19 protein-coding genes are annotated in these 25,416 nt (G+C 34.6%); 6 read left to right on the forward strand and 13 right to left on the reverse strand.

Going from position 1 to position 25,416, the window contains the following annotated elements:
• Positions 1-3: 3 nt before the first annotated feature.
• From CIGNP91_RS01450 to CIGNP91_RS01480, 7 genes are all read right to left on the reverse strand, one after another.
• Positions 4-480, reverse strand: coding sequence for a 3-isopropylmalate dehydratase small subunit (locus CIGNP91_RS01450; protein WP_086228333.1), 477 nt, complete (start codon positions 478-480; stop codon positions 4-6).
• 45 nt (positions 481-525) lie between these two features.
• Positions 526-1,350, reverse strand: a complete 825-nt coding sequence (gene ppk2 / locus CIGNP91_RS01455; protein WP_180380602.1) for a polyphosphate kinase 2 — start codon at positions 1,348-1,350, stop codon at positions 526-528.
• Between the two features lie 121 nt (positions 1,351-1,471).
• Positions 1,472-2,017, reverse strand: a complete 546-nt coding sequence (locus CIGNP91_RS01460) for a DJ-1 family glyoxalase III (RefSeq protein ID WP_086253157.1) — start codon at positions 2,015-2,017, stop codon at positions 1,472-1,474.
• A 13-nt stretch (positions 2,018-2,030) separates the two neighbouring features.
• Positions 2,031-2,810, reverse strand: a complete 780-nt coding sequence (locus CIGNP91_RS01465; RefSeq protein ID WP_236846926.1) for an ABC transporter ATP-binding protein — start codon at positions 2,808-2,810, stop codon at positions 2,031-2,033.
• The gene (locus CIGNP91_RS01470) at positions 2,791-3,792 is read right to left on the reverse strand and encodes a FecCD family ABC transporter permease (RefSeq protein ID WP_086253158.1); all 1,002 of its coding nucleotides are present in this window, start codon (positions 3,790-3,792) and stop codon (positions 2,791-2,793) included. Before CIGNP91_RS01470 ends, CIGNP91_RS01465 begins: the two co-directional genes overlap by 20 nt.
• Positions 3,789-4,928, reverse strand: a complete 1,140-nt coding sequence (locus tag CIGNP91_RS01475) for an ABC transporter substrate-binding protein (protein WP_236846176.1) — start codon at positions 4,926-4,928, stop codon at positions 3,789-3,791. Before CIGNP91_RS01475 ends, CIGNP91_RS01470 begins: the two co-directional genes overlap by 4 nt.
• 86 nt (positions 4,929-5,014) lie before the next feature.
• The gene (locus CIGNP91_RS01480; RefSeq protein ID WP_086253159.1) at positions 5,015-8,485 is read right to left on the reverse strand and encodes a S8 family serine peptidase; all 3,471 of its coding nucleotides are present in this window, start codon (positions 8,483-8,485) and stop codon (positions 5,015-5,017) included.
• Positions 8,486-8,619: 134 nt separating this feature from the next.
• Here CIGNP91_RS01480 and CIGNP91_RS01485 point away from each other — a divergent pair, with 134 nt between their 5' ends.
• From CIGNP91_RS01485 to ilvD, 4 genes are read left to right on the forward strand one after another with little or no spacing between them, the layout of a single operon-like run.
• Positions 8,620-10,257 carry a CTP synthase gene (locus CIGNP91_RS01485; protein ID WP_086253160.1) on the forward strand — a complete coding sequence of 546 codons (1,638 nt, stop codon included), beginning with the start codon at positions 8,620-8,622 and terminating at the stop codon, positions 10,255-10,257.
• On the forward strand, positions 10,247-11,833 hold the full coding sequence (gene recJ, locus CIGNP91_RS01490; protein ID WP_086253161.1) for a single-stranded-DNA-specific exonuclease RecJ: 1,587 nt from the start codon (positions 10,247-10,249) through the stop codon (positions 11,831-11,833). Before CIGNP91_RS01485 ends, recJ begins: the two co-directional genes overlap by 11 nt.
• The gene (gene nhaA, locus CIGNP91_RS01495) at positions 11,830-13,005 is read left to right on the forward strand and encodes a Na+/H+ antiporter NhaA (protein WP_086253162.1); all 1,176 of its coding nucleotides are present in this window, start codon (positions 11,830-11,832) and stop codon (positions 13,003-13,005) included. The genes recJ and nhaA overlap by 4 nt, the downstream gene beginning before the upstream one ends.
• Positions 13,006-13,014: 9 nt before the next feature.
• The gene (ilvD, locus tag CIGNP91_RS01500; protein ID WP_086224927.1) at positions 13,015-14,688 is read left to right on the forward strand and encodes a dihydroxy-acid dehydratase; all 1,674 of its coding nucleotides are present in this window, start codon (positions 13,015-13,017) and stop codon (positions 14,686-14,688) included.
• A 103-nt stretch (positions 14,689-14,791) separates the two neighbouring features.
• On the opposite strand, the gene CIGNP91_RS08720 is transcribed toward ilvD, so the two are convergent.
• From CIGNP91_RS08720 to fliK, 6 genes are all read right to left on the reverse strand, one after another.
• Positions 14,792-16,375, reverse strand: a complete 1,584-nt coding sequence (locus tag CIGNP91_RS08720) for a hypothetical protein (RefSeq protein WP_236848355.1) — start codon at positions 16,373-16,375, stop codon at positions 14,792-14,794.
• A 114-nt stretch (positions 16,376-16,489) separates the two neighbouring features.
• Positions 16,490-16,819 (reverse strand): MGMT family protein, encoded by a 330-nt coding sequence (locus CIGNP91_RS01510; RefSeq protein WP_086253233.1) that lies wholly within the window; start codon positions 16,817-16,819, stop codon positions 16,490-16,492.
• Between the two features lie 101 nt (positions 16,820-16,920).
• Positions 16,921-18,177: an acyltransferase gene (locus CIGNP91_RS01515; RefSeq protein WP_086253163.1), complete on the reverse strand. Its 1,257-nt coding sequence runs from the start codon at positions 18,175-18,177 to the stop codon at positions 16,921-16,923.
• A 275-nt stretch (positions 18,178-18,452) separates the two neighbouring features.
• Positions 18,453-20,093, reverse strand: a complete 1,641-nt coding sequence (locus CIGNP91_RS01520) for a flagellar hook-basal body complex protein (RefSeq protein ID WP_086253164.1) — start codon at positions 20,091-20,093, stop codon at positions 18,453-18,455.
• Positions 20,090-20,938, reverse strand: a complete 849-nt coding sequence (locus CIGNP91_RS01525) for a flagellar basal body rod modification protein (RefSeq protein WP_086228343.1) — start codon at positions 20,936-20,938, stop codon at positions 20,090-20,092. Before CIGNP91_RS01525 ends, CIGNP91_RS01520 begins: the two co-directional genes overlap by 4 nt.
• Before the next feature lie 65 nt (positions 20,939-21,003).
• Entirely contained in the window at positions 21,004-22,575 is a 1,572-nt protein-coding gene (gene fliK / locus CIGNP91_RS01530; RefSeq protein ID WP_086253165.1) for a flagellar hook-length control protein FliK, read from the reverse strand.
• Positions 22,576-22,726: 151 nt separating this feature from the next.
• Here fliK and typA point away from each other — a divergent pair, with 151 nt between their 5' ends.
• Both typA and CIGNP91_RS01540 read left to right on the forward strand, forming a co-directional pair.
• A complete protein-coding gene (typA, locus tag CIGNP91_RS01535; protein WP_086241431.1) occupies positions 22,727-24,529 on the forward strand; it encodes a translational GTPase TypA in 1,803 nt (600 codons plus the stop codon).
• Between the two features lie 285 nt (positions 24,530-24,814).
• Complete coding sequence (locus CIGNP91_RS01540) at positions 24,815-25,414, forward strand: nitroreductase family protein (protein ID WP_086253166.1); 600 nt, start codon at positions 24,815-24,817, stop codon at positions 25,412-25,414.
• Positions 25,415-25,416: the final 2 nt, after the last annotated feature.

Genomic DNA, 25,416 nt, shown 5'->3' on the forward strand with positions numbered 1-25,416 from the left:
TCCTTAAAGAGTGCTTTTAGCGTAGTTAATTAGTCCGCCAGACTTTACTAGTTCTTGCATAAATTCAGGAATTGGTTCAAATTTATACTCGCAATTTTGGCTTAAATTTTTAATAATTCCACCACTATAATCAATTTCTAATTCATCGCCTTCATTAATACTATCAGTTTGAGCACACTCAAGTATCAATAGGCCTGTATTAAAGCTATTTCTATAAAAAATTCTAGCAAATGATTTTGCGATTACGACACTTATTCCAGCTGCTTTAATCGCTATTGGAGCGTGTTCACGACTACTTCCACAGCCAAAGTTTTCCCCAGCTACGATACAATCGCCAACTTTTACTTTTGAGCTAAAATCTTTATCTGCATCTTCCATTACATATTTAGCTAAAATTTCTGGATCGCTAGTATTTAGGTATCTAGCTGCTATTATGACATCTGTGTCAATATTATCACCGAATTTCCATACTTTTGACATATTTTTCCTTGATAAAATTTTAGGTTGTATTATAACAAATTAACCTTAATCCCTAGCTTTAATGTGTTCTTGGTTGAAATTTTCTTCCATTTTTTGGATTTCAGCGCTTCCGCTTCTATAAATTTCATTATCTACTTTTAGCTCTTTTTGGCTAATTTTGTTATCATAATTTACATTACTTAAAATATGCTTAAATACATTTATTCTAGCCTTTTTCTTATCATTGCTTACAATGATTGACCAAGGCGCATATGGAGTATTTGAAGCTAATAGCATTGAGTATTTAGCAATTGTATATTGATCCCATAATTCTTGACTCTTTTCATCAACTGGTGAGAGTTTATACTGTTTTAATGGGTCAGTGTTGCGCTCTTTAAAGCGTCTTTTTTGCTCATCTTTTGATACTGAGAAATAAAACTTAAATAAAATAATCCCTGAGCTTACTATCATCTCTTCAAATTTAGGAACTTGGCGTAAAAACTCCCTATGCTCTTCTTGCGTACAAAATCCCATAACAGGCTCAACTCCAGCTCTGTTATACCAGCTTCTATCAAAGATTACAATCTCTCCAGCGCTTGGCAAATGATCAACATAGCGTTGGAAATACCACTGAGTTCTTTCAACATCACTTGGTTTTTCAAGCGCAACCACACGACATCCCCTTGGGTTTACGTGTTCGATTAATCTTTTTATCGTACCGCCCTTACCAGAAGCATCACGACCCTCAAAAATTATTAAGACTTTTAAGCCCTCTTTTTTAACATATGTTTGAAATTTTAAAAATTCAACCTGAAGTTTTTTAAGCTCTTCTTCATATTTTAGTTTTGATTTTTTGACTTTAATGGTTACAAAATCTTCTTGGCTACTCAATGTATTACCTCCGTAGATAAAAATTTTAATATTCTATAATTTTTTATATTAAATTTAGCAAAAATTTAGCAAATTTAATATAAAAAGACAAAAAATGCAACTATATTTTTTAAGCTAAAAATTAGGCTAAAAGCCCAGATTTTAGTTCGCTATATTTTTGCTCACCACATAGCTCACGAACAAGCATTAAAGCAAACTCCATAGCCGTAGCTGGACCTCTTGAGGTGATGATATTTCCATCTATTACGACATTTTTATCAGCCCTATATCCAGAGTGATTTACTGTATCTTCAAATCCTGGATAACAAGTATAGTGCTTACCTAAAACCTCAGCAGTGCTAAGCGCCCAAGGAGCTGCACAAATAGCTGCTAACTTCTTGTTATTTGCTTTGGCTTCTTTTAATTTTTGACCAAGTTTATCACTTTTGGCTAGATATTCTGCTCCAGGAAGCCCTCCAGGTAAAACAATCATATCAGCACTAGCAAAATCATACTCATTAAATAATACATCAGCTCTTAGGCTTACGCCATGCGCACCGATTACTTCTAAAGAGTTCTCAAGTGCTACCATACTAGTCTCTACACCAGCTCTGCGTAAAATATCAACCACGCTAAGCGCTTCAATCTCTTCAAAACCATTTGTCATCATCACAGCTACTTTTGCCATTTTTTCTCCTTTATTAATTGATTGAATAGTATATTATTTTTTGATTTGCTAAGGAGCAAATTTTATAGTTTGCTCCATAAATTTGTTCTAATAAAATCTCATTTATTATCTCACTTTTGCCAAATGCTAAAGCCTTTCCATCTTTAATAGCTAAAACCTTAGAGGCAAACCAAAATATATGATTTGGCTCATGGCTACAAATTATTATAATTTTACCATTTTTTGCTAAGGCGTGCATAGTTTTCCAAATCAAAATTTGATTATTAAAATCTAACGCACTAGTTGGCTCATCTAAAATCATTATAGGCGAGTCTTGAGCTATAGCCCTAGCTATTAATCCTAGCTGCTTTTGTCCGCCACTAAGAGAGCTAAAACTCTTATCTTTTAAAGGCAAAATTCCCACAATATCCATAGCGTTTTCTACAACTTTTATATCATCTTTACTAAAACCAAAAACCCCGCCAAAATGCGGCCTTTTTCCCATTAAGACCATATCAAAAAGAGTATAATTAAATGGTAAATTATGGGCTTGGGGAACATAGGATATTAATCTTGAAATTTGACTGATTTTAAGACTTTTAAACTCACTTCCAAATATTTTATACTCATAATAACTAGCATTTAAAAATCCCAAAAGAGAGCGTATCAATGTGGTTTTACCGCTACCATTTGATCCCATCAATCCAAGCAAATCCCCACGCTCAAGCTCAAATGAAATTCCACACAAAATTTGGTTGTTTCCATAGCTAAATTTAAGATTTTCAACTACAAATTTATCCAAATAGTTTTGCACTTCTAACCTTTAAAATCCATAGTAAAAACGGCGCCCCAAGTAGCGAAACAATAATCCCTACAGGAATTTCTCCGCTGCTTAGCGTCCTAGATAAAGTATCACAAAGCAGCAAATAAATCGCTCCCATCAGTCCAGCTACAGGTAAAATCACTCTATTATCAGCACCTACTAGCATTCTAGCAGCATGCGGCATCATTAGTCCAATCCACGCTACAATCCCTACACTTGCTACGCTTAAAGCACTAAGCAAAGTTGCTATAACGATAAAAATAGCTTTATAAATTTGTGGATTTACACCTAGCGATCTAGCCTCTTCATCGCCAAGGCTAAGCAAATTTAGCTTCCACGAAAGAGCAAAAGCAATGATAAAACACGGTATACCAAATAGTCCATTTACAGCTATATCATCCCAACTAGCGTGATATAGTCCACCCATCATCCAAAATGTAATCTCTCTTAATTGAGCATCCTCGCTTAAATACTTCATAATTCCAACAAGCGAACTAAAAATCGCCCCCACAATAACCCCTGAAAGCACAAGTGCAACACTATTTATAACACCTCTTTCAAAAGCTAAAGTATAGGCTAAAAATACCGCCAACAGTCCAAAAGTAAAAGCACTAAGCTCAAGTGAAAAAAAGATGCTTGGCAATAAAATCGCAAGACTAGCCCCAAAACTAGCCCCAGAACTAGCCCCTAAGATAAATGGCTCAACTAAAGGATTTCTAAAAATACTTTGATAAATCGCTCCAGCACACGCTAAAGAAACTCCTACTAAAATCGCTATTAAAATCCTAGGCACTCTAAGATTCCATACCACAATCTCTCCAGTTGCACTTAGCTCTCCTATTCCAAAAAGCTTATAAGCAATCACGCCCATCACATCGGCTACGCTTAGAGCTAAATTTCCACTAAGCAAGGCAAAAATTGATGCGCAAATTAATAAAACAAAGAGCAAAACTACAACTAAAAAAACTCTCAAAACTGCTCAGTCCAATCCAAAATTTGTGCTGAACGAAGCATTTTAGCAGCCTCTATATCTACCCCATATAATTTTTGGTAAAACTCTAGCGCAAAGTTGCCAATATTTATATCAGTAAATTTATCTGGATGCGCTGCTTTTGCAATTATTAAAAGCTCCAAAGGATATTCTAGACGCCTTGAGCAGTTCATCGGCGTCCATGGAAGTGAATATACTCGTTTTTGACGCACAGCCTTTAGCTCTCGTAAATTGGCATAACTCTCATTTTCATAAAGTTCAAATGTTGGATGATAGCCATTATATGTAGGTAGCAATATAACATCAGGTTCAAGAGCATATATCTGTTCTGCACTAATCATTATCCTAGAGCCTTTAGCCAAATTAAATGCGTTTTGAGCATTTATAGTAGTAGTTAAGAGCTGAGATTCTGGAGTATCAATGCCATATGTGATGCCACTAGCACCATTTTTCTTAGCTGCTAGACTTAGGCCTAGATATAGCATTTTTGGCTGATTTGTAGCAGTTTGGGTGCGAGATTTTATTAAATTCTCAATCCCAACTAAATACTCATAGAGTTTTAAGGTTTGCTCACTCTTTCCAAAAATCTCACCAATGATTCTCATTTCATCTTTTATCGTAGCTAAATTTTTAGTATATGTAGGCGAGTATAGTACAACTAAAGGAATTTTGGAGGCTTCTAGTATAGATAATGTTTTTTCTAATGCCGCCTTATCTGCTCCACCAATAGTACAATCCCCTACTCGAACTATAATAAGTTGCGGGGCTGATTGCATTAGGGTTTCATAGTTGATAATATTGCCTTGAGGTGAGTTAAAGCATGGCAAAGCATCAAGCCATGGATGCATAGCTCTCATAGTATTTAATCCAGTAAATTCAAGCTCTTCGTTTATGCCTTTAATCTTATATCTATAATCACGCTTTAGCGACCAAGATGCAATTGCGCTGACTCTGCGAATCTCACCAAGGTGCGTCATAACACTCTCAACAAAGCCATCGCTAATAGTAGCTATTCTATTTAAATTTGATGGAATTTGTACGGTTTTACCACGCATATCAGTAACGCTAATACCAAAAGCGTAGCTAGCTAAAAACATAAAAAAAATAATAAATCTCACAAAAACTCCTTAAAATAAATGTAAGATTATATCTTTTAATAATTAAATTTAGGCTAAAAAGCCTAAAATTATGAAGTAGGTTTTAATTAAAATCTTTTACCAAATGTAACTGAGAGATTATAATTATCACTAGTTGTAGCAAACTCGCTACCAATGCCAAATTTAGCAAAATAACCACTATTAAAGGCGTATTCAGCTCCAACGCCAAGATTTAACCTATTTTTATCTAAGTGATATCTTTGACTAAATTTCTGCCCCTTAAAATCATTAAACTCAGCACTAGCGTCCATATTGTAGCCATCTAGCATTCTTTCATAAATAATATAACCTGTATATCTACTTTTTTCATCGCTACCTTCATAGGCTAAATTTAACCCCAAGCCAACTGTGTATAAATCGTGATTTATACTATCGTAATTTTTAGCAAATATACCACCGCTTTCTTTAAAGCTCTCTTGATAAATTTTACCATAGCCTAAATATCCAAGCGGAGTAACAACAATACTATAATGCCTAAAATCCTTAGCTACACCAAGTTGCAAGCTACTGCTATAACTCTTATAATCGCTACTTAAGGTATTAGCTACTATACGCTCATTTTCATTAAATGAAACCATAAACGAACCGCCACTAAGGAGCTTAAAGCTCTCAAAATCGTGAGTATAATTTAATGCTATATCAAAATTTGAACTCTTAGCTGTTGCACCAATATCAAAATCCAAGCTAGACTTACTAGCACCAACTCCATAAGATATAATCCCATCATCTAATTTATGAGCTAAATTCACACTTACACCGCTTTGATATCCATCAAATCCATTGCCATTATATCTTTTATAAGTTGGATTGATATACCAATAATTTTTTGGTTTTAAACTATCAAATCCCAAATCTATAGCATAATCACTAGCCACAGACGCGACAAAAATTCCACTATCGTATGGATTTGAGTTATAAGAAAATAGAGTTGAACTTACTGGATTTATGCTAAAGAGCATATTGTTTTGGTAAAAACTAGTGTGATTTTGCGTAATAATTGATGTTAAATCAAATACAGAATTACCCTCTATACGGCTCATAGTCTCTTGATATGTATTAGAATCGCTACTATCAAGGGTATTGAAAAATTGATTATATTTACTACTTAAATTTACATTACTTCTGATATTTCTCATAGTTTGACTAAGCGTAGTAGAGTTGCTATTGTAAGCATTTGGTTTAACTACAGGAGTTGCTATTATGCTTCCACTATTTTGGCTATTGCTAGGGGATTGCTGATTGCCATTTTGTTGGTTGTTTTGGTTATTATTAGGAGCTTGTTGGTTATTGTTTTGATTATTATTTGGCTCACTAGGGGCAACTGGTTGTGATGGTGTATTTGGTTGTTCTGATTGCGGTGGGGTTACATTCTCACTAGATGGTGGAGTTGGGTTTTGCGGATTAGATGGCACCTCGGTTTCATGGATTGGCGGTATGGAGATTGGATCTTTATTTATCGTAGTTTTATCGCTATCAAGCTTAATCTCAAAACTAATACTATTATTACTAGCTATCTCAACATTAGCAAAATTACCTATATGAGTAGCCAAACCACCTAATTGAATTTTAATCTCTTTATTAACTGTGTAATACTGCGCTAATGGATTATACTCCAAATTTCCACCACTAATGCTATAATCTTTAGCAATTAATTGCGAGTTATCATCATTGCCAAAGTCCAAAATAAGCTTTGAGTTTTGACCTGTTTGCGTATATGTGCCATCTACTATTAAATCGCTTAAATCTCCATTACCAGGGCGGATGATTGAGTTATCATTTGTTAAATTTTGCTTAATAACCCCATTACCACTTAAGGTTGAGCCACTATTTACATAGACACTTCCAGTAATTTGTGCTGTTTTACTATCTTTACTTAATAGTCTTATACCGCCACCATTTATCACAGTAGCACCCTCATAGCTATTAGCACCACTTAGAGTTAAAACTCCACTCCCAGATTTGATAAGCCCTACATTTAAATTATCTAAATTCTTAGGTAGATTATTAGCTTCAGGGTTATGAGTATTAGCCTCCCATTTTCTTTGGCTTATATCATTGCCAAATTCAGTATCACTGCCCTTAGTATCTAGCGCGTAATATACCGCAGTTTCGCCAAATTCACTTCTTACATCTGCATCGCTTAATCTATTTGCATCTAAGATTCCTATACCTTTTAAAGCCTTATCAATATCTAAAATTCCTTGACCAAATAGATCCTCTTTCGTAACCTCTTGAACCCATGGATAGTCTTCATCATCAATGGCAGCCATACCACTCATACGATCATATTTCCAATTTATACCAAAATATCCAGAATTTAATAAATCCTTCTCAACGGCTTTTTCATTTACACTACCATCTTCGTTTTTTGGAATTTTGCTATCTACATAAAATATTGTGTATCTCTTTGAGCTAGAACAAAGAACATTACCATCACAAAGAGTTTTTCCAGTTACCGTCTCTTTTACTATAATTTTAGGCCCTATATAATCTTTATTAGCAGTAGAGAGCAAGGTATCTGCTATTTGTTTGCCACTCATAAATGGAAATTTTTGAGCTACTAAAGCAGCAGCGCCAGTTACCATAGGGGCTGCCATAGATGTGCCGCTAGAGACTCTATATAAATCCTTATCTAGCTTACCTGTTAAAATATCAGTAGTACCATAACTAGCATTTACATTCTTAATACCAGTTCCAGGTGCTGTTAAACCAAAATTATAAACACCCTTTAGTCCATTAGAGTATGTAGTAGGAGCGCTTAAATAATCATAATTATCATCTCTTTTTGTAGTTACTATAAATTTACCATCACTATCCTTGCTAACTTGTGCGCTATCTAGAGCCGTTACTACAATTATAGATCTGATCTCTTCATCATAATATGGAGCTAAAGCCATAATCCCAGGAGATATAATCCCCTCATTACCAGAGGCAAAAACACTAAGAATTTGCTTCTCTTTAGATAATTTTATAAGATCACTTGCAGTTGAATCTCTTTGAATTAACGGGATATAATCATTTGGATTATTAGCATTTTTTAGAAATGAAATCGATGAACTAGTAAGCGAATTTAATCCAGATAGCGGATATACCGTAGCATTCCAACTATTATTAATAGCTGCTATATTCTTATCTTTGAAATACTCATATACATTTGGAGCTGTAAATTTAGATGAACCATCGGTATTATGCCCAGTTATCTGAACGCCATAAGCCTTGGCATCTGTAGCAACTCCGCTTACTCCATCACTTGGCTTAGCTAGTATAATCCCAGCTACATGGCTACCATGGGTATCAACTGAAAAATCTGGAGTATAATCACCGCCTTTATATCCAGAATAAATTTGATCTTGAATTTGCCCTGATAAGCTAGGGTGATCTTTATTTATCGCACTATCTATAACCCCAACAAATACGCCATCACCGCTTACGCTGTTATCATTATAATTAATAAGCTCAAAATCTGTAACACCAAACAGATATATAGGAAGAATAAGTGATAATTTGATTGATTTCATAACTTTTCCTTAATTACTCTATATTATTCATTATATGATAATTTGTTTTATAAAAATATAAAAAATAATTATAATCTTTAATAAGATAGTAAAAATAATTTTGATATAATCGCCCAATTAATCAAGGAATAGTTATGAGTAAAGAGACGAAATATATATTTGTTACAGGTGGAGTATTAAGTAGTTTAGGCAAAGGTATCGCAGCAGCAAGCATTGCTACACTGCTTAAAAATGTAGGCTATAAGGTTAGTATGCTAAAAGCAGATCCATACATAAATGTCGATCCTGGCACGATGAGCCCACTTGAACATGGCGAGGTATTTGTCACTGATGATGGCGCTGAGACAGATCTAGATTTAGGGCATTATGAGAGATTTTTAGATGAGGATCTATCTCAAGATAATAACTTTACAACTGGTAAGGTTTATAGCTCAGTTATAGAGCGTGAGCGTCGTGGTGATTACCTAGGAAAGACTATACAAGTTATCCCACATATCGTAGGCGATATAGTAGATCGTATTAAAAAAGCTGGTGAAGGCAATGATATTTTAATAGTGGAAATAGGTGGAACTGTAGGCGATATCGAAGGTCTTCCATTTTTAGAGGCTATTAGAGCGCTTAGAAGCGAAGTGGGAAGATCAAATGGGATGTTTATCCACTTGACATTAGTGCCATATATCAAGGTAGCTGGCGAGCTAAAAACCAAGCCAACTCAGCACAGCGTAGGCGAATTAAGACGCATAGGTATTAGCCCAGATATGATCATTTGTCGTACTGAAATGCCACTAAATAGAGAGCTAAAAGATAAAATAGCAGCAAGCTGTGGTATAGAAAGAAATGCAGTCATAGAAAGCCCAGATATGCAAAGCATATACCAAGTCCCATTAAGCTTTTTAAACCAAAATATCCTTGAGCCAATAGCTCAAAATTTAAATCTTAAAAATCCTAAGCCAAATATGCAAAACTGGGATAATCTAGTAAAAAGAGTAATAGCTCCTAGCACAGAGGTTAATCTTGCATTTGTGGGCAAATATATAGATTTAAAAGAGAGCTATAAAAGCTTAACTGAAAGCATTATTCATGCTGGAGCCAATTTAGATACAAAAGTAAATATACAATGGTGTGATAGTGAAAAAATAGATTCTAATAATGTTGCTGAAACATTAAAAGATTGCGATGCTATCTTGGTCGCTGGAGGCTTTGGGCCTCGTGGCGTAAGTGGCAAAATAGAAGCTATCAAATTCGCTAGAGAAAACAAAATCCCATATCTAGGAATCTGCCTTGGAATGCAACTTAGCATGATAGAATTTGCTAAAAATGTACTAAAATTAGAAGATGCAAACTCAATCGAATTTGATGAGAATTGCAAAAATCCTATTATATATCTAATAGATAGCTTTATTGATGCAAATGGAAATAAACAGCTAAGAACTCACACGAGCCCACTTGGTGGCACTATGAGACTTGGCGGATATGAGTGCGACTTGCTAAAAGGCTCACTACTAGCAAAAATCTATAATAATGCAAATAAGATCAAAGAGCGTCACCGCCACAGATATGAAGCAAATCCAAAATATAGAGCCGAATTTGAAAAAGCCGGCCTAATAGTAAGCGGTGAGAGTGATGGACTTATAGAAGCTGTAGAGATCAAAGATCATCCATTTTTCTTAGGCGTTCAGTTTCATCCAGAATTTACATCTAGATTAACCAAGCCAAACCCTGCAATACTAGGATTTATAAAAGCTGGAATAGAATATAAAAATGCTAGATAAAGAGGCAATCAAAGAGCTATTAAGTAGTCGTTTTAGTAACGATATCCATACTAAACTCTCCGAAATTCCACTGCCTTGTGAGTTAAAAGATACTTTCAAGGCAGCCAAAAGAATCAAAGAAGCCATCCAAAACGATGAGCTAATAGCAGTAGTAGGCGATTATGATGTAGATGGAATCGTAAGCACAGCTATAATGGCTGAGTTTTTAACTGATATGTCTGCTAACTTTATTATCAAAATTCCAAATAGATTTAAAGATGGCTACGGATTAAATGAAGAGATTATAAACGAATTAGAAAATGCCACTTTAATCATCACAGTAGATAATGGAATTAGCGCTATTGAAGCTGCTAAAATTTGTAAAGCAAAAGGGATTGATTTAATCATCACTGATCACCATATGCCACTTCCTACACTACCAGAAGCATATGCAATAATCAATCCAAAGCAAGCTAACTGCCCATTTCCAAATATCGAAATTTGTGGCGCTCAAGTAGCATGGTATTTAATTGGCGCACTAAAAGAGGTATGTGAACTAAGAAACTATGATATGGCTAAATTTCTTGATCTTTTAACTCTAGCTATAATAGCAGATATGATGGAATTAAGAGATTTAAATAGAATTTTAGTCCGTTTAGGTTTAGCACGGATAAACTCTAGCAAAAGAGCCTGTTTTGAAGCGATAAAAAATTACTATAATAAAGAAAAATTTGAATTTGATGATATTAGCTTTTTAATTGCTCCGCTAATAAACTCAGCAGGCAGAATAGATGATGCAACCATATCATATGAGTTTTTACGCTCTAGAAATTTAAAAGAAGCCAATGGATATCTAGATAAAATTTGCGAATTCAATGCCTCACGCAAAGCTCAAGAAAAAGCGCTTTTTGAATCTAGCCAAAATGATATAGATGAAAATGAAGATATTATCGTTACATGGGGTAATGAGTGGCACGAGGGAGTTATCGGAATTGTCGCAAGTCGCTTGGCTAAAAAGTATAAAAAACCCGCAATTGTCTTTAGTATAGATGGAGATAAGGCCAAAGGTAGCGCTAGGAGTGTTGGTAAATTTGATATTCTTTCACTAATTGCCTCTCAAGAGTCTTTATTATGTGGATATGGCGGGCATAAAGGCGCTGCTGGAATAGTGATAGAAAGTGCTAATTTAAACAAATTTAAAACTGCAATAAATCAATCTTGCTTTTTGCAAGAACTATATGATTTTAGCACAAATGATGAGATTTTAGGACAGATTAACCCTGAAGCGATTGATTATGAGCTAATAGAGATTTTGGAATTTTTTGAGCCGTATGGACAGAAAAATCCACGCCCTCTTTTTGAGCTAAAAGGCGCAATGGTAAAATCAGCTAAGAAAATTGGCAAGGAGGAATCTCACCTAAAAATCATACTGCAAAAAGATAGCAAAACACTAGAAGCGATATTTTTTAACTTTGACTACTTACCAAAAAGTGGTGAGAATATTGATATCTTAGTAACAATTGCTAAAAATTCATTTCGTGGGTTAATCATCCCTCAACTACTAATAAAAGAGATTATAAGACAGGAGCAAAAATGAAATTAAATTTTATCAAAACCTTTGTAAAGCATGAGAGCTTTGGCGGCGTTTTGCTAATTATTGCTACGATTTTGGCCTTGGTATTTCAAAATGGCATTTTAAGCCACTTCTATCAAGAGATTTTAAGATCTGAATTTAGCATCGGATTTAGAGAATTTACCCTAGCTAAACCGCTGATTTTATGGGTAAATGACGGCCTTATGGCGGTATTTTTCTTTGTTGTGGGATTAGAATTAAAGCGTGAAATTATAGAAGGTGAGCTATCCAATCCTAGACAAATCGCACTTCCAATAATTGGAGCACTTGGCGGAGTTGTCTGCCCTGCTCTTATATTTTGGGGATTTAATCATGGTGATGATTTTGCTATAAGAGGATGGGCGATACCTACTGCTACTGATATTGCCTTTGCTCTTGGGGTGCTTATGCTTCTTGGCAATAGAGTGCCTAGCTCTTTAAAGATATTTTTGCTAACCTTAGCTATTATAGATGATCTTTGTGCGATTGTGATTATAGCGCTATTTTATACAACTGAGCTATCTACTACTTCGCTTGGAATTTCATTTATTTGCTTGATTATTTTATTTGTCCTAAACCGCTTAAAAGTAAATAAAAAATCGATATTTTTGCTATTTACCTTAATCCTTTGGTTTAGTGTGTTAAAAAGTGGCGTCCATGCTACCATAGCTGGGGTTTTAGCCGCATTTTTCATCCCTATGAGAGATAGTGCTGGCACAAGTATGCTAAAAGACCTTGAAAAGGATCTTCACGGCGTTACAAGCTACTTTATCTTACCGGTTTTTGCCTTTGTCAATGCTGGAGTTAGCCTAGCTGGAGTTGATCCTAAGCAGCTTATAAATTCAGTCGGTATGGGTATATTTTTTGGCCTATTTTTTGGTAAGCAATTTGGCGTATTTTTATTTAGCTTTATCTTTATCAAGCTTGGATTTGCTAAACTTCCTGAAGGTTCAAATTGGCTGCAATTTTATGGAGTTTGTATATTAACTGGAATCGGCTTTACAATGAGTTTATTTGTAGGCGCTTTGGCATATAATGATAGCCCAGTATTTTATCACGCTGATAAATTAGCGATATTATTAGCTAGTTTTGTCGCCGGAGTGGTAGGATATATCTATCTATTTTTACTATGTAAGCCAAAAAAGAATATAGATTAAGGAGATTAAATGAGAAGTGACAATATCAAAAAAGGCTATACCAAAACCCCGCATAGATCGCTACTAAGGGCAACTGGGCTAAGAGATGAGGATTTTGATAAGCCTTTTATAGGCGTGGCAAATAGCTTTATAGAGATAATTCCAGGGCATTTTTTCTTAGATAAATACTCTAAAATCCTAAAAGATGAAATTCGCAAAAACGGCTGCGTGCCTTTTGAGTTTAACTGTATCGGCGTAGATGATGGTATCGCTATGGGGCATGGCGGTATGCTCTACTCTCTCCCAAGCCGTGAGATAATAGCAAATTCAGTTGAAACCGTGATGAATGCTCACTGCCTTGATGCGCTAGTGTGTATGCCAAACTGCGATAAAATCGTCCCTGGAATGCTCATGGGGGCTTTAAGAGTAAATGTCCCAACTATATTTATAAGCGGTGGGCCAATGGCTGCTGGAGTTGGGCTTAGAGGTGAGGCCTTGGATCTAAATTCAGCTTTTGAAGCTGTTGGGGCGTATGAGACAAAGCAAATAGATGAAAAAGAGCTTAAACATATAGAGTGTAACGCTTGTCCTGGTGGCGGTAGCTGTAGTGGAATGTTTACAGCTAATTCTATGAATACCCTTTGTGAAGCGATGGGCGTGGCATTAGAGGGCAATGGAACTATCCTAGCTCTAACCAAAGAGCGAGAAGAGCTAATCAGAAAAGCTGCGAAAAGAATCTGCCAAATCGCCCTTGATGAGAGATATAAAATCAGAAATATCATAAATACCAAATCCATCCACAACGCAATGGTCGTAGATATGGCAATGGGCGGTAGTTCAAATACAATTTTACACATGCTTGCCATCAGCCGTGAAGCTGGTGCGCCACTAGATATAGCAAAATTAAATGACATTAGTCGCAGTGTCCCGCATATAGCCAAAATCGCCCCGAGCCTACCTAGCGTACATATGGAAGATATAGCCAAGGCCGGTGGGCTAAGTGCGGTTATAAATGAGATAGCTAAATTCGATGATAAATTGCTAAATTTAGACGCTCTTACCATAAATGGTGAGAGCTTAGGCGATAGGGTCAAAAATGCTGAAATTTTGGATCAAAATATCATTCACACAGTAGCAAATGCCTACTCAAAAGTAGGCGGCCTAGCTATTTTATTTGGTAATTTAGCCGAGCAAGGCTGCGTGATAAAAACTGCTGGTATAGTCGGCTCAAGACAATTTAGCGGCAAAGCGATCTGCTTTAACTCTCAAGATGAAGCCATAGAAGGGATCAGTAGTGGCAAGGTCAAAAAGGGCGATGTGGTTGTTTTAAGATACGAAGGGCCAAAAGGTGGTCCAGGAATGCAAGAGATGCTAAGCCCAACTAGCCTTATAATGGGGCGTGGGCTTGGGGCTGATGTAGCCTTAATCACTGATGGGAGATTTAGCGGTGCCACTAGAGGCCTTAGCATAGGACATGTAAGCCCTGAAGCTGCTGAGGGCGGTATGATAGGTCTCTTAAAAGATGGCGATATTATCGATATTGATGTAGATAAATACAGCATAAATGTTCGCTTAAGCGATGATGAGATCAACGCTAGAAAAAAAGAGTGGAAATACGCTGGCAAAAAGGTAGATAGTCGCTGGTTAAGACAATACCAAAAGCTAGTTACCAACGCAAGTAATGGAGCGATTTTAGAAGCGTGAGAAGATTTAGCCCTTTTTGGGGGGCTAAATTTTAGATTTAATCTTAAGCTTATATCAACTTATATAAGCTTAAAAATTTTTATCTAAAGAATTTAATTTAAAGCTATATTTTAGTTTTATTATGCTCGTTTTTGATTTTTATAGCTTCAAATATAAATTTGATATATCCGCCTTTATACCAATTTTTATGAGCTTGCATAAGAGCATTTCCTAGTTTGTAGCTTAGATGGTTTTTGATATTTTGGGCTTTTTGATTAGTTATTTCTAAATTTTTGATCTCTAGATCTTTTTTGCGTAAGCTCTCATTTGTTGATTTTAGACTAGCTTCTTGCGAGCTCAATTTATCGCTAAATTCTTTTATAGCCTTATCTTTTTTATTTATCTCTTCTTTGAGTAAGTTTATCTGCTCTTGCGGAGCTGGTTGAACTGGTTGTGGCGTGATTGGCTTTGGCGGTTGCGGTGGCGTAGCTAACTGCTCTTTAAGTCTATTTATAATTTGTGGGCTTAGGACTCTATCAATGTGTTTTGTGATATTAGGATACAAATGCCCGATATACTCATCTATAAACTCCATAGAATCTTTGAAAAATACGATATTTGGTATCAGATAAGAGCGGTCTATATCACTATCAATCTCTATATCTTTATCACTTGGGATAAGACTTAAATTAAATAATTTCATTTTTGGATTTGGCTTACATAAGAAAAATGCGATTAGATCGAAGTATGGTAAATTTATTGAATTTAAGCTATCAAACCAAGCAAACATATGCAATTCTGTATAAGGTAACAAATCTTTATTGTATTTAACTATACTATTTTTAGTTATCACCGGTTCAGCTTGTATTTCATAATTTTGATTATGACTTGATGATGGTTTTATAATACTAAATTTATCACTATATAAATGTATAGAAGTATATTTTTCATTTGAAAAGTCCATATTTCCATTTAAACCCAAATTCCAGCTATGCACAGATAATATTTGATACCCTTCATACCCTTCAAAACTCAAACAATTATCGCTCTCTAACCTATAAACTATCTCATCATACATTGAATTTTTAGGATTAAAAGTCTTAAAATTCCCCACTCTTTTCATATCTTGTGGGATTAATATCTTAAATTCAGGTAGATTGATATCTAAATTCTTATTTGAAGTTTTAAAGCAATCAATATTTTTAGCAATCTCTTTGCCAATATTGCGATTTATGACTGAAAGCTGATGATGGTCAAATTTAGAACCAAAATCTACCAATTTATTTATAGCATAGTAATTTTGTATATCAATAATATTTAACCCAAAATAATTAGCCAAAAATCTATGCATATTATTAATTAATTGATGATTTTTAAAATAAAATGGAAAAATAATAATACATACAGGCTTATTTAGTGAATATAAAGTTTGATAAAAATATTGTAAATTTTTAAATATAATATTAAGTGGTAAAGCGCAATTATTGGCCGCATGTTGGTCAATATCATTTATATTACTCTCAGTTACTATCAAATCAGCATTTTTAATGGCTTCTTGATTTTTTTCTCGTTTTAATTCATAAAGGTTTTGGATACTTGTTGTTGCTCCTAAAGCCAAATTTGTCACATTCGCATACTCTCTAAGACCTTTTTGTAGCCCATTTACCATCACAGAGTTGCTACCACCAAGAAGTATGATATTTTTCATTTTGCCAACTTTTAAAATTCAATTTCAAAAGCAGGCGGTTTATCAAAAAAAATGAAATTAGAAATTCAAACTAATAGAAATATTTAATAATAAATTAAGATTATAACAATTCATCTAGCTTTGAGACTTTATAAATTTCTCAATATCAAACCCACAAATATCAAGCCTGACACGATTAAATCTATCAAATTGGGTATTCTCATCAACTAGCATTTTCATCTGCGCCCCGCTCCCACCAAACGCAAATGCCTTAGATAATTCGCCTTTGCGATTTACCACTCTGTGGCAAGGGTATAGTTTTGGGTTGGGATTATTGTGTAGAGCGTTGCCAACAGCCCTAGCCAACTTCACATTACCCAAACACAGCGCAATCTGAGAGTATGTAACCACCTTGCCTTTTGGTATCAATCTTAACAAATTATAGACTTCTTGATTAAAATTCATCACCACCTAATAATCCTTAAATATCATTTAAGATTTTGCTATCGCAAGTGAAATTCTACTTAAAAAGCTCAAATATTTTATCTAAACAATTTAATTTAAAGCTATATTTTAGTTTTATTATGCTCGTTTTTGATTTTTATAGCTTCAAATATAAATTTGATATATCCGCCTTTATACCATTGTTTATGTGCTTTTATAAGGGCATTTCCTAGCTTGTAGCTTAGATGATTTTTGATATTTTGGGCTTTTTGGTAGTTTATTTCTAAACTACTAATATCTTTTTCTTTTTTAGATAATGCTTCTTTGAGAGATTTTATCTCTAGTTCTTGTGAAGTTAAAGCCTTTTTGTGATTTATATCTAAATTGTTGATATCTTTTTCTTTTTGGGATAGTTTATCTTTAAGGGATTTAATCTCTAATTCTTGTGTGGTTGGTTGTGGTGTAGGTTTTGGAGCTGGCGGGGTTGGCTGTGGTTTAGTTTCATCTATCTCTTCAAATTTTAAAGATTTAAATTTATTTTCATATTTAGGTAGAGGAATATCATAAGGCATATCTTTAAAATATGCAAAACGGTTTTTATTTTTATTACAATATATTGCATCATATATAAATTCTAATTTTTCTTGTGCTGTATTTAGAGAATCAAGTTTTTCTTCAATTGCTTTAGGAGATAGGAATTCATCTTGGTTGTAGGTGTATTTGAAGTTGTCGTTTGAGTAACAACTATAATATTGAGTTATTTCCTTTGAATAGCTTTGCGTGCATTTGCCATCCCAAAACACATTCGATTTGATTTCTTTAGCGGGGGTACCAGCATTAATGGTGTTAGAATAATATTGCTTTGTGACAGTGCTTCTAGCTCCTATTATACTACCAGAAAAAATCTGCGTTCCTTTAAGAATATAAGTGTCGGCACCAATCCATACATGATCTCCTATATAAATGCTTTTAGAATGATTTATTCTTTGATTAGTTTGTCCATCATATATTAAATGCCAATCTAAGGTATGAAATTCGATAGGGTGCGATAAGCAACATCCATCCCCTATTATGATATTTCTACCTTCAGCTAATACCATATATTTATGGCTAGTTGGATTTATATAACATCCTTCTCCAATATAAAATACATTATTAAAGCGTATGTCTATAACTGCGTTATTTATAACACTAGAAGATATAAATGCAACAGAATCATCATGAGCAAAATTTATTATAACATTATTAAGTTTCGCATTATTAGATAAAAATACTACATTGTTTTTACCTTTAAAATTAATACTGGAGTTAATCAAAACTTCATTTAAAGGCTTAAATGAATAAATTATATTCCCGTTCTCTCTTATATGCTTTTGCATCTATATCCTCCACGCAATCTTTGGCGGTAGATTATCAAAAAAAAAAAAAAAATGAAATTATAAAAATAGATTAGTTAATTTATTTAAGATTAATTTCAGTTAATTTAAACCAAAAATACTCTTAGAATTTTAAGAATTTTAGTGTTTTGGCAAATTTAAAATTTTAGATAAATTAAAGTTTTAGGAAATTAGAGATTGAAATGAGTTTAAATTTCTAGCGAATTTAGAATTCCAAATAAATTTAGAATTCTAAAATAAAAGAACCGCCAAAGCTCTTATCGTTTCAAATTTATAGCATTTTTTATCATCTCATCGGCAGTTGTTATGGATTTTGAGCTAGCGTCAAACATCTTTTGCATCACGATCATATCAGTTAGCGATACGCCTAAATCCACATTACTCATCTCTAGCATATGATTACGAATCGCTGCCCCATAAATCACTTCGCCATCAGCATTAGTATAAAATATCGGCTCGCCCGAATTTGCACTAGCTTGATAAGTATTCTCACTAGCTTTGTTTAGGCCTTGATTGTTTTGGAAGTGATATAGGGCAACCTTTGCTACTGTTGCCATATCGCCATTATCAAAAACGGCCAAAATATCCCCGCTATCACTCATTGTATATTCAGTTAGCAAACCTTCAGATCTGCCATTTTTTGAAACGCTTAATTCAGCGCTAATTTGCTCAGCTGGCTTTAATCCATCAAAGCCTGTATTTGGCACTGCTGGATTATATGGTGTTCCTAGTGATAGTTCTAAATTTGCCACACCATTATTAATAGCGCCTAAAGTATTACTAACTAATGCACCTTTTTGATTATATCTTAGCTCGCCTTGTGTAGCACTGATAATATTTCCATCTGGGCCAATCACGCTTACAACAGCATCAAATGCGATTTGCTGACCTTGCGGAACTTGCTTAGTAAATTCAAGTTTTAAAATATTTTTATCCCCGTTTGGCGCCCAAATATCAGTAGTAAATGTCTGCGGAGTAGCTACTTCTTGTTTTACCATTGCACTAGCTAAGTAGGTTAGTTCACCATTTAAATCTAGCTTGGTCGTTGCATTGCTATTGTCAAATTCAGCTGAAAATTTTCCATCAGCTTGAGTTGAGGCTTTTATTTGTACACTTTGACCCTTTGCATCTGTGATAGTGATCATTACCTCGTTATTAGCTTTATTTGGATGATGGATCTCTGGAGTTAAATTTAAATCGCCAGTAATAGTGATTTTATTAGTATCTTTATTAGCTTCAACTGCAAAACTCTCACTAGTAAGCTCTACGCTACGAGGCTCAGTATAAATAGTTGAATTTAAATAGCCTGAGTAGCTTACCTGTGTTGTTGGCGATGATGGTGTATATAGTATATCTGGGAGCTGAATTTTACCTTGAGATTCTACGCTACCTAGCTTAATACTATCGCCAATTGGGATACTATAAGCCTCAACATTTCCACCTGTTACTCCTAGTTTATTTAATGCACTCTCTCCTAATGTTGCGCTACTTAGCGGAGCGACTGTACCTAGTAGATACATACCGCTTCTATTTACTAAATTTCCATCGCTATCTTTGGTAAATTCACCATTTCTAGTAAAATACTGCTCACCATTAGCACCCATTAACCCAAAAAACCCATCTCCATCAATTGCCATATCAAAAACATTATCAGTAGGTTGAAGGTTCCCTTGAGTGAAATTCAAAGATGTAGCCATCTTGGTCGAGCCTAGTCCGATTTGCGAATTTACCGGTGAGCTAGATGCACTTGCTAAAGTACTATAAAATAGACTTTTAAACTCTGCTGTAGAGCTTTTATAGCCAACTGTATTAATATTTGAGATATCATTTCCAATAGTACTATGACCAAATTCAGCAGTCTTTACACCACTTACGCCATTATAAAATCCTATCATCATGACTTAACTACCTCATCTTTTTGACTCTCATCTTTAGCTAATTTATCTTTAGCATCTTGTGGTTTATCACTTAGATCTTCATCTTCTGATTCTTCTTCTTTATTGCTTGAATTAGTTTGATTTGAATTTACTGTATTATGTACAATTGATTCAGTAAATTCTCTAACTTGATCCATCGCTACAAACTCACCAGCAACTTTGATATATGCTACGCCTTTTTCAAATTTAACAGCTTCGACTGGATACTGACCTAAAACAGTCTCTCTATTGCCGCCATTAGCATCTATATATTTAGCTTTTACTAAATATTCACCTGGAAGTGTTGGTTCTCCGCTATTGCTTAAACCATCCCATCTAAATTGATTTACACCAGATTTAATATCACTTATGCTGACATTACGAACGACATTACCTACTGAGTCGTATATCTCAATTGTTCCGCTAACTGCATCAACTGGGAAGAATAGACTAAAATCAACCTGAGATGATGGCGTATCTTTGGCTACTGAGTTAGCTAGATTTGCCATCTTGCCTAATGCACTCATAGCATTTAGTGAAGCACTTGCTTGCATCTGCGCGCTTAATTGGCTCATAACTTGGTTGGTTTTTTCTTGCATTTCAACTGTAGCTAGCTGACTGGTTTGTTCTAGCATTTTTGCGCTATCCATCGGCTCGGTTGGGTCTTGGTGTTGCAACTCAACTAATAAAAGCTTCAAGAAAGCATCTTTATCTAATTGCGAATTTGGATTTACTCCACCTGTTACGCTATCGGCTTTTTGCTTGGCTTCATTAGCCGCCCATTTATCAGTGGTGAATTGTGGTGTTTGATTAATAGATGTTGCCATGATGCTCTCCTAATTTTTTCTTACATTTTTTTCATTTTAAAGCAAAAGCAATTTGTATTCCAAATTTAGAAATACTTTGGTAGTATTACTTCTAAAACACTCTCTTCATTTTGAGCTATTTCTGTTAGCTCGCTATCTTCACTAACAAATTTTGCCTTTTTATTTTGACCTTGGCTTTGTTCTTTATTAGCATTATCATTAAAGCTCATTGATAACTCACTAAAACCCATATTTACAAGGCTGGTTCTAAATTCAGCCTGGTGTTGCATAAATAGCTGCATAGTTTGATTGTTGGAGTTAAAATTTATATGCAAATTTGAGCCACGATTAATTAGAGTAATCTCGACTTCGCCTAAATTTCCTGGATTTAGCGTTAGGTGAAATCTTGTAATTGGCGGCTTGTATTCGCTAATTTTTTCTTGAAGCTGAGTTGCAAAATTATCAAAAACCTGTCTTAAATTTAACTCTTTAGCATTTAATTTAGCACTATTTACAATATCTTTTACATGAGAATTTGTTTGGCTAGTTGGTTCTATGCCCTGAGTGGTTTGTTCACTTAAACTCGCCTCTACACTGCTACTGGCTAAATCAGTAGTAGCTGTCATAGCCGCTTTAGCACTTTGTTCGCTACTTTCTTTCATTGCTCGTTGCATAATATTTGCTAAATAATCATCAATGCTAGATATGCTTTGAGATTTTGTAGCATTTGGTGTAGTTGTTGTAGTAGTTTTAGTATCTTTAATCTCTTTATTTAGCTCAAAAGGTTGATTTAGCTTTTGCTCAGCAGTTTGAGCAAGCTTTTGGGTGATTTTTTGAGTATCGATTTTAGCTTCTGGATGTAGCTTTTTGACCGAATTTATATCATCGCTTAGTTCTACACTTTGACCTTGCATTAGTTTGCTTAAGACACTTTTATCATCTTTTTGTGTTTTTTGAAGTGCCTTTTCTATATCTTTTTTAGTAATTACATTTAAATCAATAGCTTGATTTAGTGCTGGAATTTGATTAAAAAACCCTTTAGCATTTAGGTTTTTAAACTCATTTTTTAGCGCTTCAAGACCATCTTTTGAGATTTTTATTTTGCTTAGACCTAGGCCAAATTTTTCACTTAAATTTAGCAATTCTTGCAGATTTTTAGCCCCTTTTAGCTCTTTGATATTTTGCTCAGTAGCTAAGAATTTATTTAAGCTTGAACTTAGCAGATTAGCGCCTGTTTTAGTACTACCATCACTAGCTTCTAAAAGGCTTAAAAGTGTTATAAAATCAGCATTTTCTAGCATAATCTCATCTGTATTTTGACTACTTTGGGCTGAATTTGAAGCGCTATTTTGAACCATTTTATCGCTTTGTGAGCTATCGGTTTTAGCGCTATTTGTTTGATTAGAGTTTTGAGCAGTTTTATCGCTAGAGTTTGTACTAGAGCCTTGTGTGGTTTGATTGGTGCTTTGTTCTTGCGATTTTGCTTGATTATTTTCTTGAGAGTTTTGTAAAGCTTTAGAATCTTCATACTCTTTTACGCTATTTTCAATCATTTTATAAAAGCTATCATCGCCTTCATTTTGTTCAGTTTTAACAGGTTTGCTTTGGACTTGAGTGGAATTACTTGAGCTTAATAGCGCTTCGTTTAAACCTTGCATTTGCTATCCTACGTTTAAGAATTTTGGCCTTATATAGCAAATTTTATTCCAAATTTTAGGCTTTATATTATCTTTATTAAATTCAAAGCAAATTTAGTAACTTTTAGATATAATCGCCCATAAAAATTTGAAAATATTTAAGGAAAATCTAGTGGAAAATATCAGAAATATCGCCGTCATCGCACACGTTGACCACGGTAAAACAACAATGGTAGATGAGCTACTTAAACAATCAGGCACATTTACAGAACACCAAAATATAGGTGAAAGAGTTATGGATAGCAATGATATCGAGCGTGAGCGTGGTATCACAATTCTTAGCAAAAATACAGCTATTCGCTATAAAGATTATAAAATCAATATCATCGACACTCCAGGACACGCCGACTTTGGTGGTGAGGTTGAGCGTGTTTTAAAGATGGTTGATGGAGTTTTACTTCTTGTAGATGCACAAGAAGGCGTAATGCCACAAACCAAATTCGTTGTAAAAAAAGCCCTATCTTTAGGTCTTCGCCCAATTGTTGTAGTAAATAAAATCGATAAACCAGCTGGCGATCCTGATAGAGTTATCAATGAGATTTTTGACCTATTTGTTGCACTTGATGCCAATGATGAACAGCTTGAATTCCCAATCGTATATGCTGCAGCAAAAAATGGCTATGCTAAACATAAGCTAGAAGATGAAAATATCAATATGGAGCCTTTATTTGAAACTATTATAAATCATGTTCCAGCTCCAAGTGGCAAAGATGAAAATCCACTGCAACTTCAAGTTTTCACACTAGATTATGATAATTATGTAGGTAAAATCGGTATTGCGAGAATCTTTAATGGCACAATTAGCAAAAACCAAAGCGTAATGCTAGCTAAAGCAGATGGTAGCAAAACCACAGGTAGAATTAGCAAACTTATTGGATTTTTAGGACTTGAACGCACAGATATAGATACAGCAAGTAGCGGAGATATCGTAGCAATTGCCGGATTTGATGCTCTTGATGTAGGAGATAGCGTAGTAGATCCTAACTCACCAATGCCACTTGATCCACTTCATATAGAAGAGCCAACTTTGAGCGTAGTATTTAGCGTAAATGATGGCCCACTATCAGGTACAGAGGGTAAATATGTAACATCAAATAAACTTGATGAACGCCTAGAGAGCGAGATGAAAACCAATATCGCTATGAAATATGAAAATATAGGCGAAGGTAAATTTAAAGTAAGCGGTCGTGGAGAGCTACAAATCACAATTTTGGCTGAAAATATGAGAAGAGAGGGCTTTGAGTTCTGTCTTGGTAGGCCAGAAGTAATTATAAAAGAGATTGATGGAGTAAAATGTGAGCCATTTGAGCTACTTGTAATAGATGCACCAGATGATTGTACTGGAGCAGTAATTGAAAAGCTTGGCAAAAGAAAAGCTGAGATGGTTAGTATGAATCCTACTGGCGATGGTCAAACTAGAATCGAATTTGAGATTCCAGCTCGTGGGCTTATCGGCTTTAGAAGTCAATTTTTGACCGATACAAAAGGCGAAGGTGTTATGAATCATAGCTTTTTAGAGTTTAGACCACTTACTGGCACAGTTGAACATAGAAGCAATGGTGCGTTAGTAAGCATGGAAAATGGCGTGGCTCTAGCCTATTCTTTATTTAATCTCCAAGATCGTGGGGTGCTATTTTGCGAACCGCAAACAAAAGTTTATGTAGGTATGATTATTGGCGAACATAGCAGACCAAATGATTTGGATGTAAATCCAATTAAAGGTAAAAATCTAACCAATGTAAGAGCTAGCGGAAGCGATGATGCAATCAAGCTAGTCCCACCACGCAAACTAAGCTTAGAGCGTGCTTTAGAGTGGATTGAAGAAGATGAATTAGTAGAAGTTACTCCAATAAATATTAGAGTAAGAAAACGTTACTTAGACCCAACAGTACGCAAAAGAATGGCAAAAAAATAGATAAATTTAGATTGATTTATTAGTTACATTTATCTAAATATCTTATTAAATTATTAACTAAATTAAGCAGTTAATCTTATAGATCTACTGCTTAATTTGACTTTTAATTTATTCTATAATCAAATAGTAAAATCTTTGATTATTATGTATCTAGCTCGCAATAGTAAATTTATACAAAAATATTAGAGTTTAATCCATTAACCCAAATTCACCAACTATTGATAAAATACCGCTATAATCTACAAAATTCAAATCAAAATCAGCACAAACCAAAAAGGAAAAACAATGAAGAAAATAATGCAAGAACGCTATTCATGTAGAGAATTTAATGGCCAAAAAATTAATCAAGAGACTATAAACGAAATTTTAGATCTTACTAGATTAAGTCCTAGCTCATGCGGTTTGGAACCGTGGAAATTTATGGTAGTAAGCAAAGAAAACGATTTAAAAGAATTAGAGCAAATCTGTAATAATCAAGCCCAAGTAAGCGGATGTAGCCACGCTATAATCATCATCGCACGCAACGATCTAAAAGAGGGTTGTGATTTTATAAGAACTCAAGTAGATCGCAAACCACGCACTCCTGAGAGACTTCAAAAAGCCCTTGATCACTTCGCAGCAAGGTTTAACCCGCAAACCGATGAAGAGCTAATGCACTACGCATCACTACAATGCTATATGGCAAGTGCCAATATGGTCAATATCGCTCAAAGTCTAGGTGTTAAAAGCTGCATTGTAGCTGGTTTTGATGCAGATAAATTAAATGATTTTGTAAATTTAGGAGAGAATTTTAGACCTGTTCTTGTAATTGCTTTAGGATATAGCGATGAAGAAGCACCAGCTAAAATTCGCCAAAGTTTAGAACAAGTAGTAATCTATAAATAAGG

This window comes from Campylobacter sp. P091, assembly GCF_002138935.1.
Taxonomy (GTDB): Bacteria; Campylobacterota; Campylobacteria; order Campylobacterales; family Campylobacteraceae; genus Campylobacter; species Campylobacter devanensis.

Excerpts from the sequence above, each read along its gene's own strand:
- CIGNP91_RS01450 (WP_086228333.1), bottom strand. The coding sequence starts at position 480 with ATGTCAAAAGTATGGAAATTCGGTGATAATATTGACACAGATGTCATA.
- CIGNP91_RS01460 (WP_086253157.1), bottom strand. The coding sequence starts at position 2,017 with ATGGCAAAAGTAGCTGTGATGATGACAAATGGTTTTGAAGAGATTGAA.
- CIGNP91_RS01480 (WP_086253159.1), bottom strand. The coding sequence starts at position 8,485 with ATGAAATCAATCAAATTATCACTTATTCTTCCTATATATCTGTTTGGT.
- CIGNP91_RS01485 (WP_086253160.1), top strand. The coding sequence starts at position 8,620 with ATGAGTAAAGAGACGAAATATATATTTGTTACAGGTGGAGTATTAAGT.
- recJ (WP_086253161.1), top strand. The coding sequence starts at position 10,247 with ATGCTAGATAAAGAGGCAATCAAAGAGCTATTAAGTAGTCGTTTTAGT.
- nhaA (WP_086253162.1), top strand. The coding sequence starts at position 11,830 with ATGAAATTAAATTTTATCAAAACCTTTGTAAAGCATGAGAGCTTTGGC.
- ilvD (WP_086224927.1), top strand. The coding sequence starts at position 13,015 with ATGAGAAGTGACAATATCAAAAAAGGCTATACCAAAACCCCGCATAGA.
- CIGNP91_RS08720 (WP_236848355.1), bottom strand. The coding sequence starts at position 16,375 with ATGAAAAATATCATACTTCTTGGTGGTAGCAACTCTGTGATGGTAAAT.
- CIGNP91_RS01510 (WP_086253233.1), bottom strand. The coding sequence starts at position 16,819 with ATGAATTTTAATCAAGAAGTCTATAATTTGTTAAGATTGATACCAAAA.
- CIGNP91_RS01515 (WP_086253163.1), bottom strand. The coding sequence starts at position 18,177 with ATGCAAAAGCATATAAGAGAGAACGGGAATATAATTTATTCATTTAAG.
- CIGNP91_RS01520 (WP_086253164.1), bottom strand. The coding sequence starts at position 20,093 with ATGATGATAGGATTTTATAATGGCGTAAGTGGTGTAAAGACTGCTGAA.
- CIGNP91_RS01525 (WP_086228343.1), bottom strand. The coding sequence starts at position 20,938 with ATGGCAACATCTATTAATCAAACACCACAATTCACCACTGATAAATGG.
- fliK (WP_086253165.1), bottom strand. The coding sequence starts at position 22,575 with ATGCAAGGTTTAAACGAAGCGCTATTAAGCTCAAGTAATTCCACTCAA.
- CIGNP91_RS01540 (WP_086253166.1), top strand. The coding sequence starts at position 24,815 with ATGAAGAAAATAATGCAAGAACGCTATTCATGTAGAGAATTTAATGGC.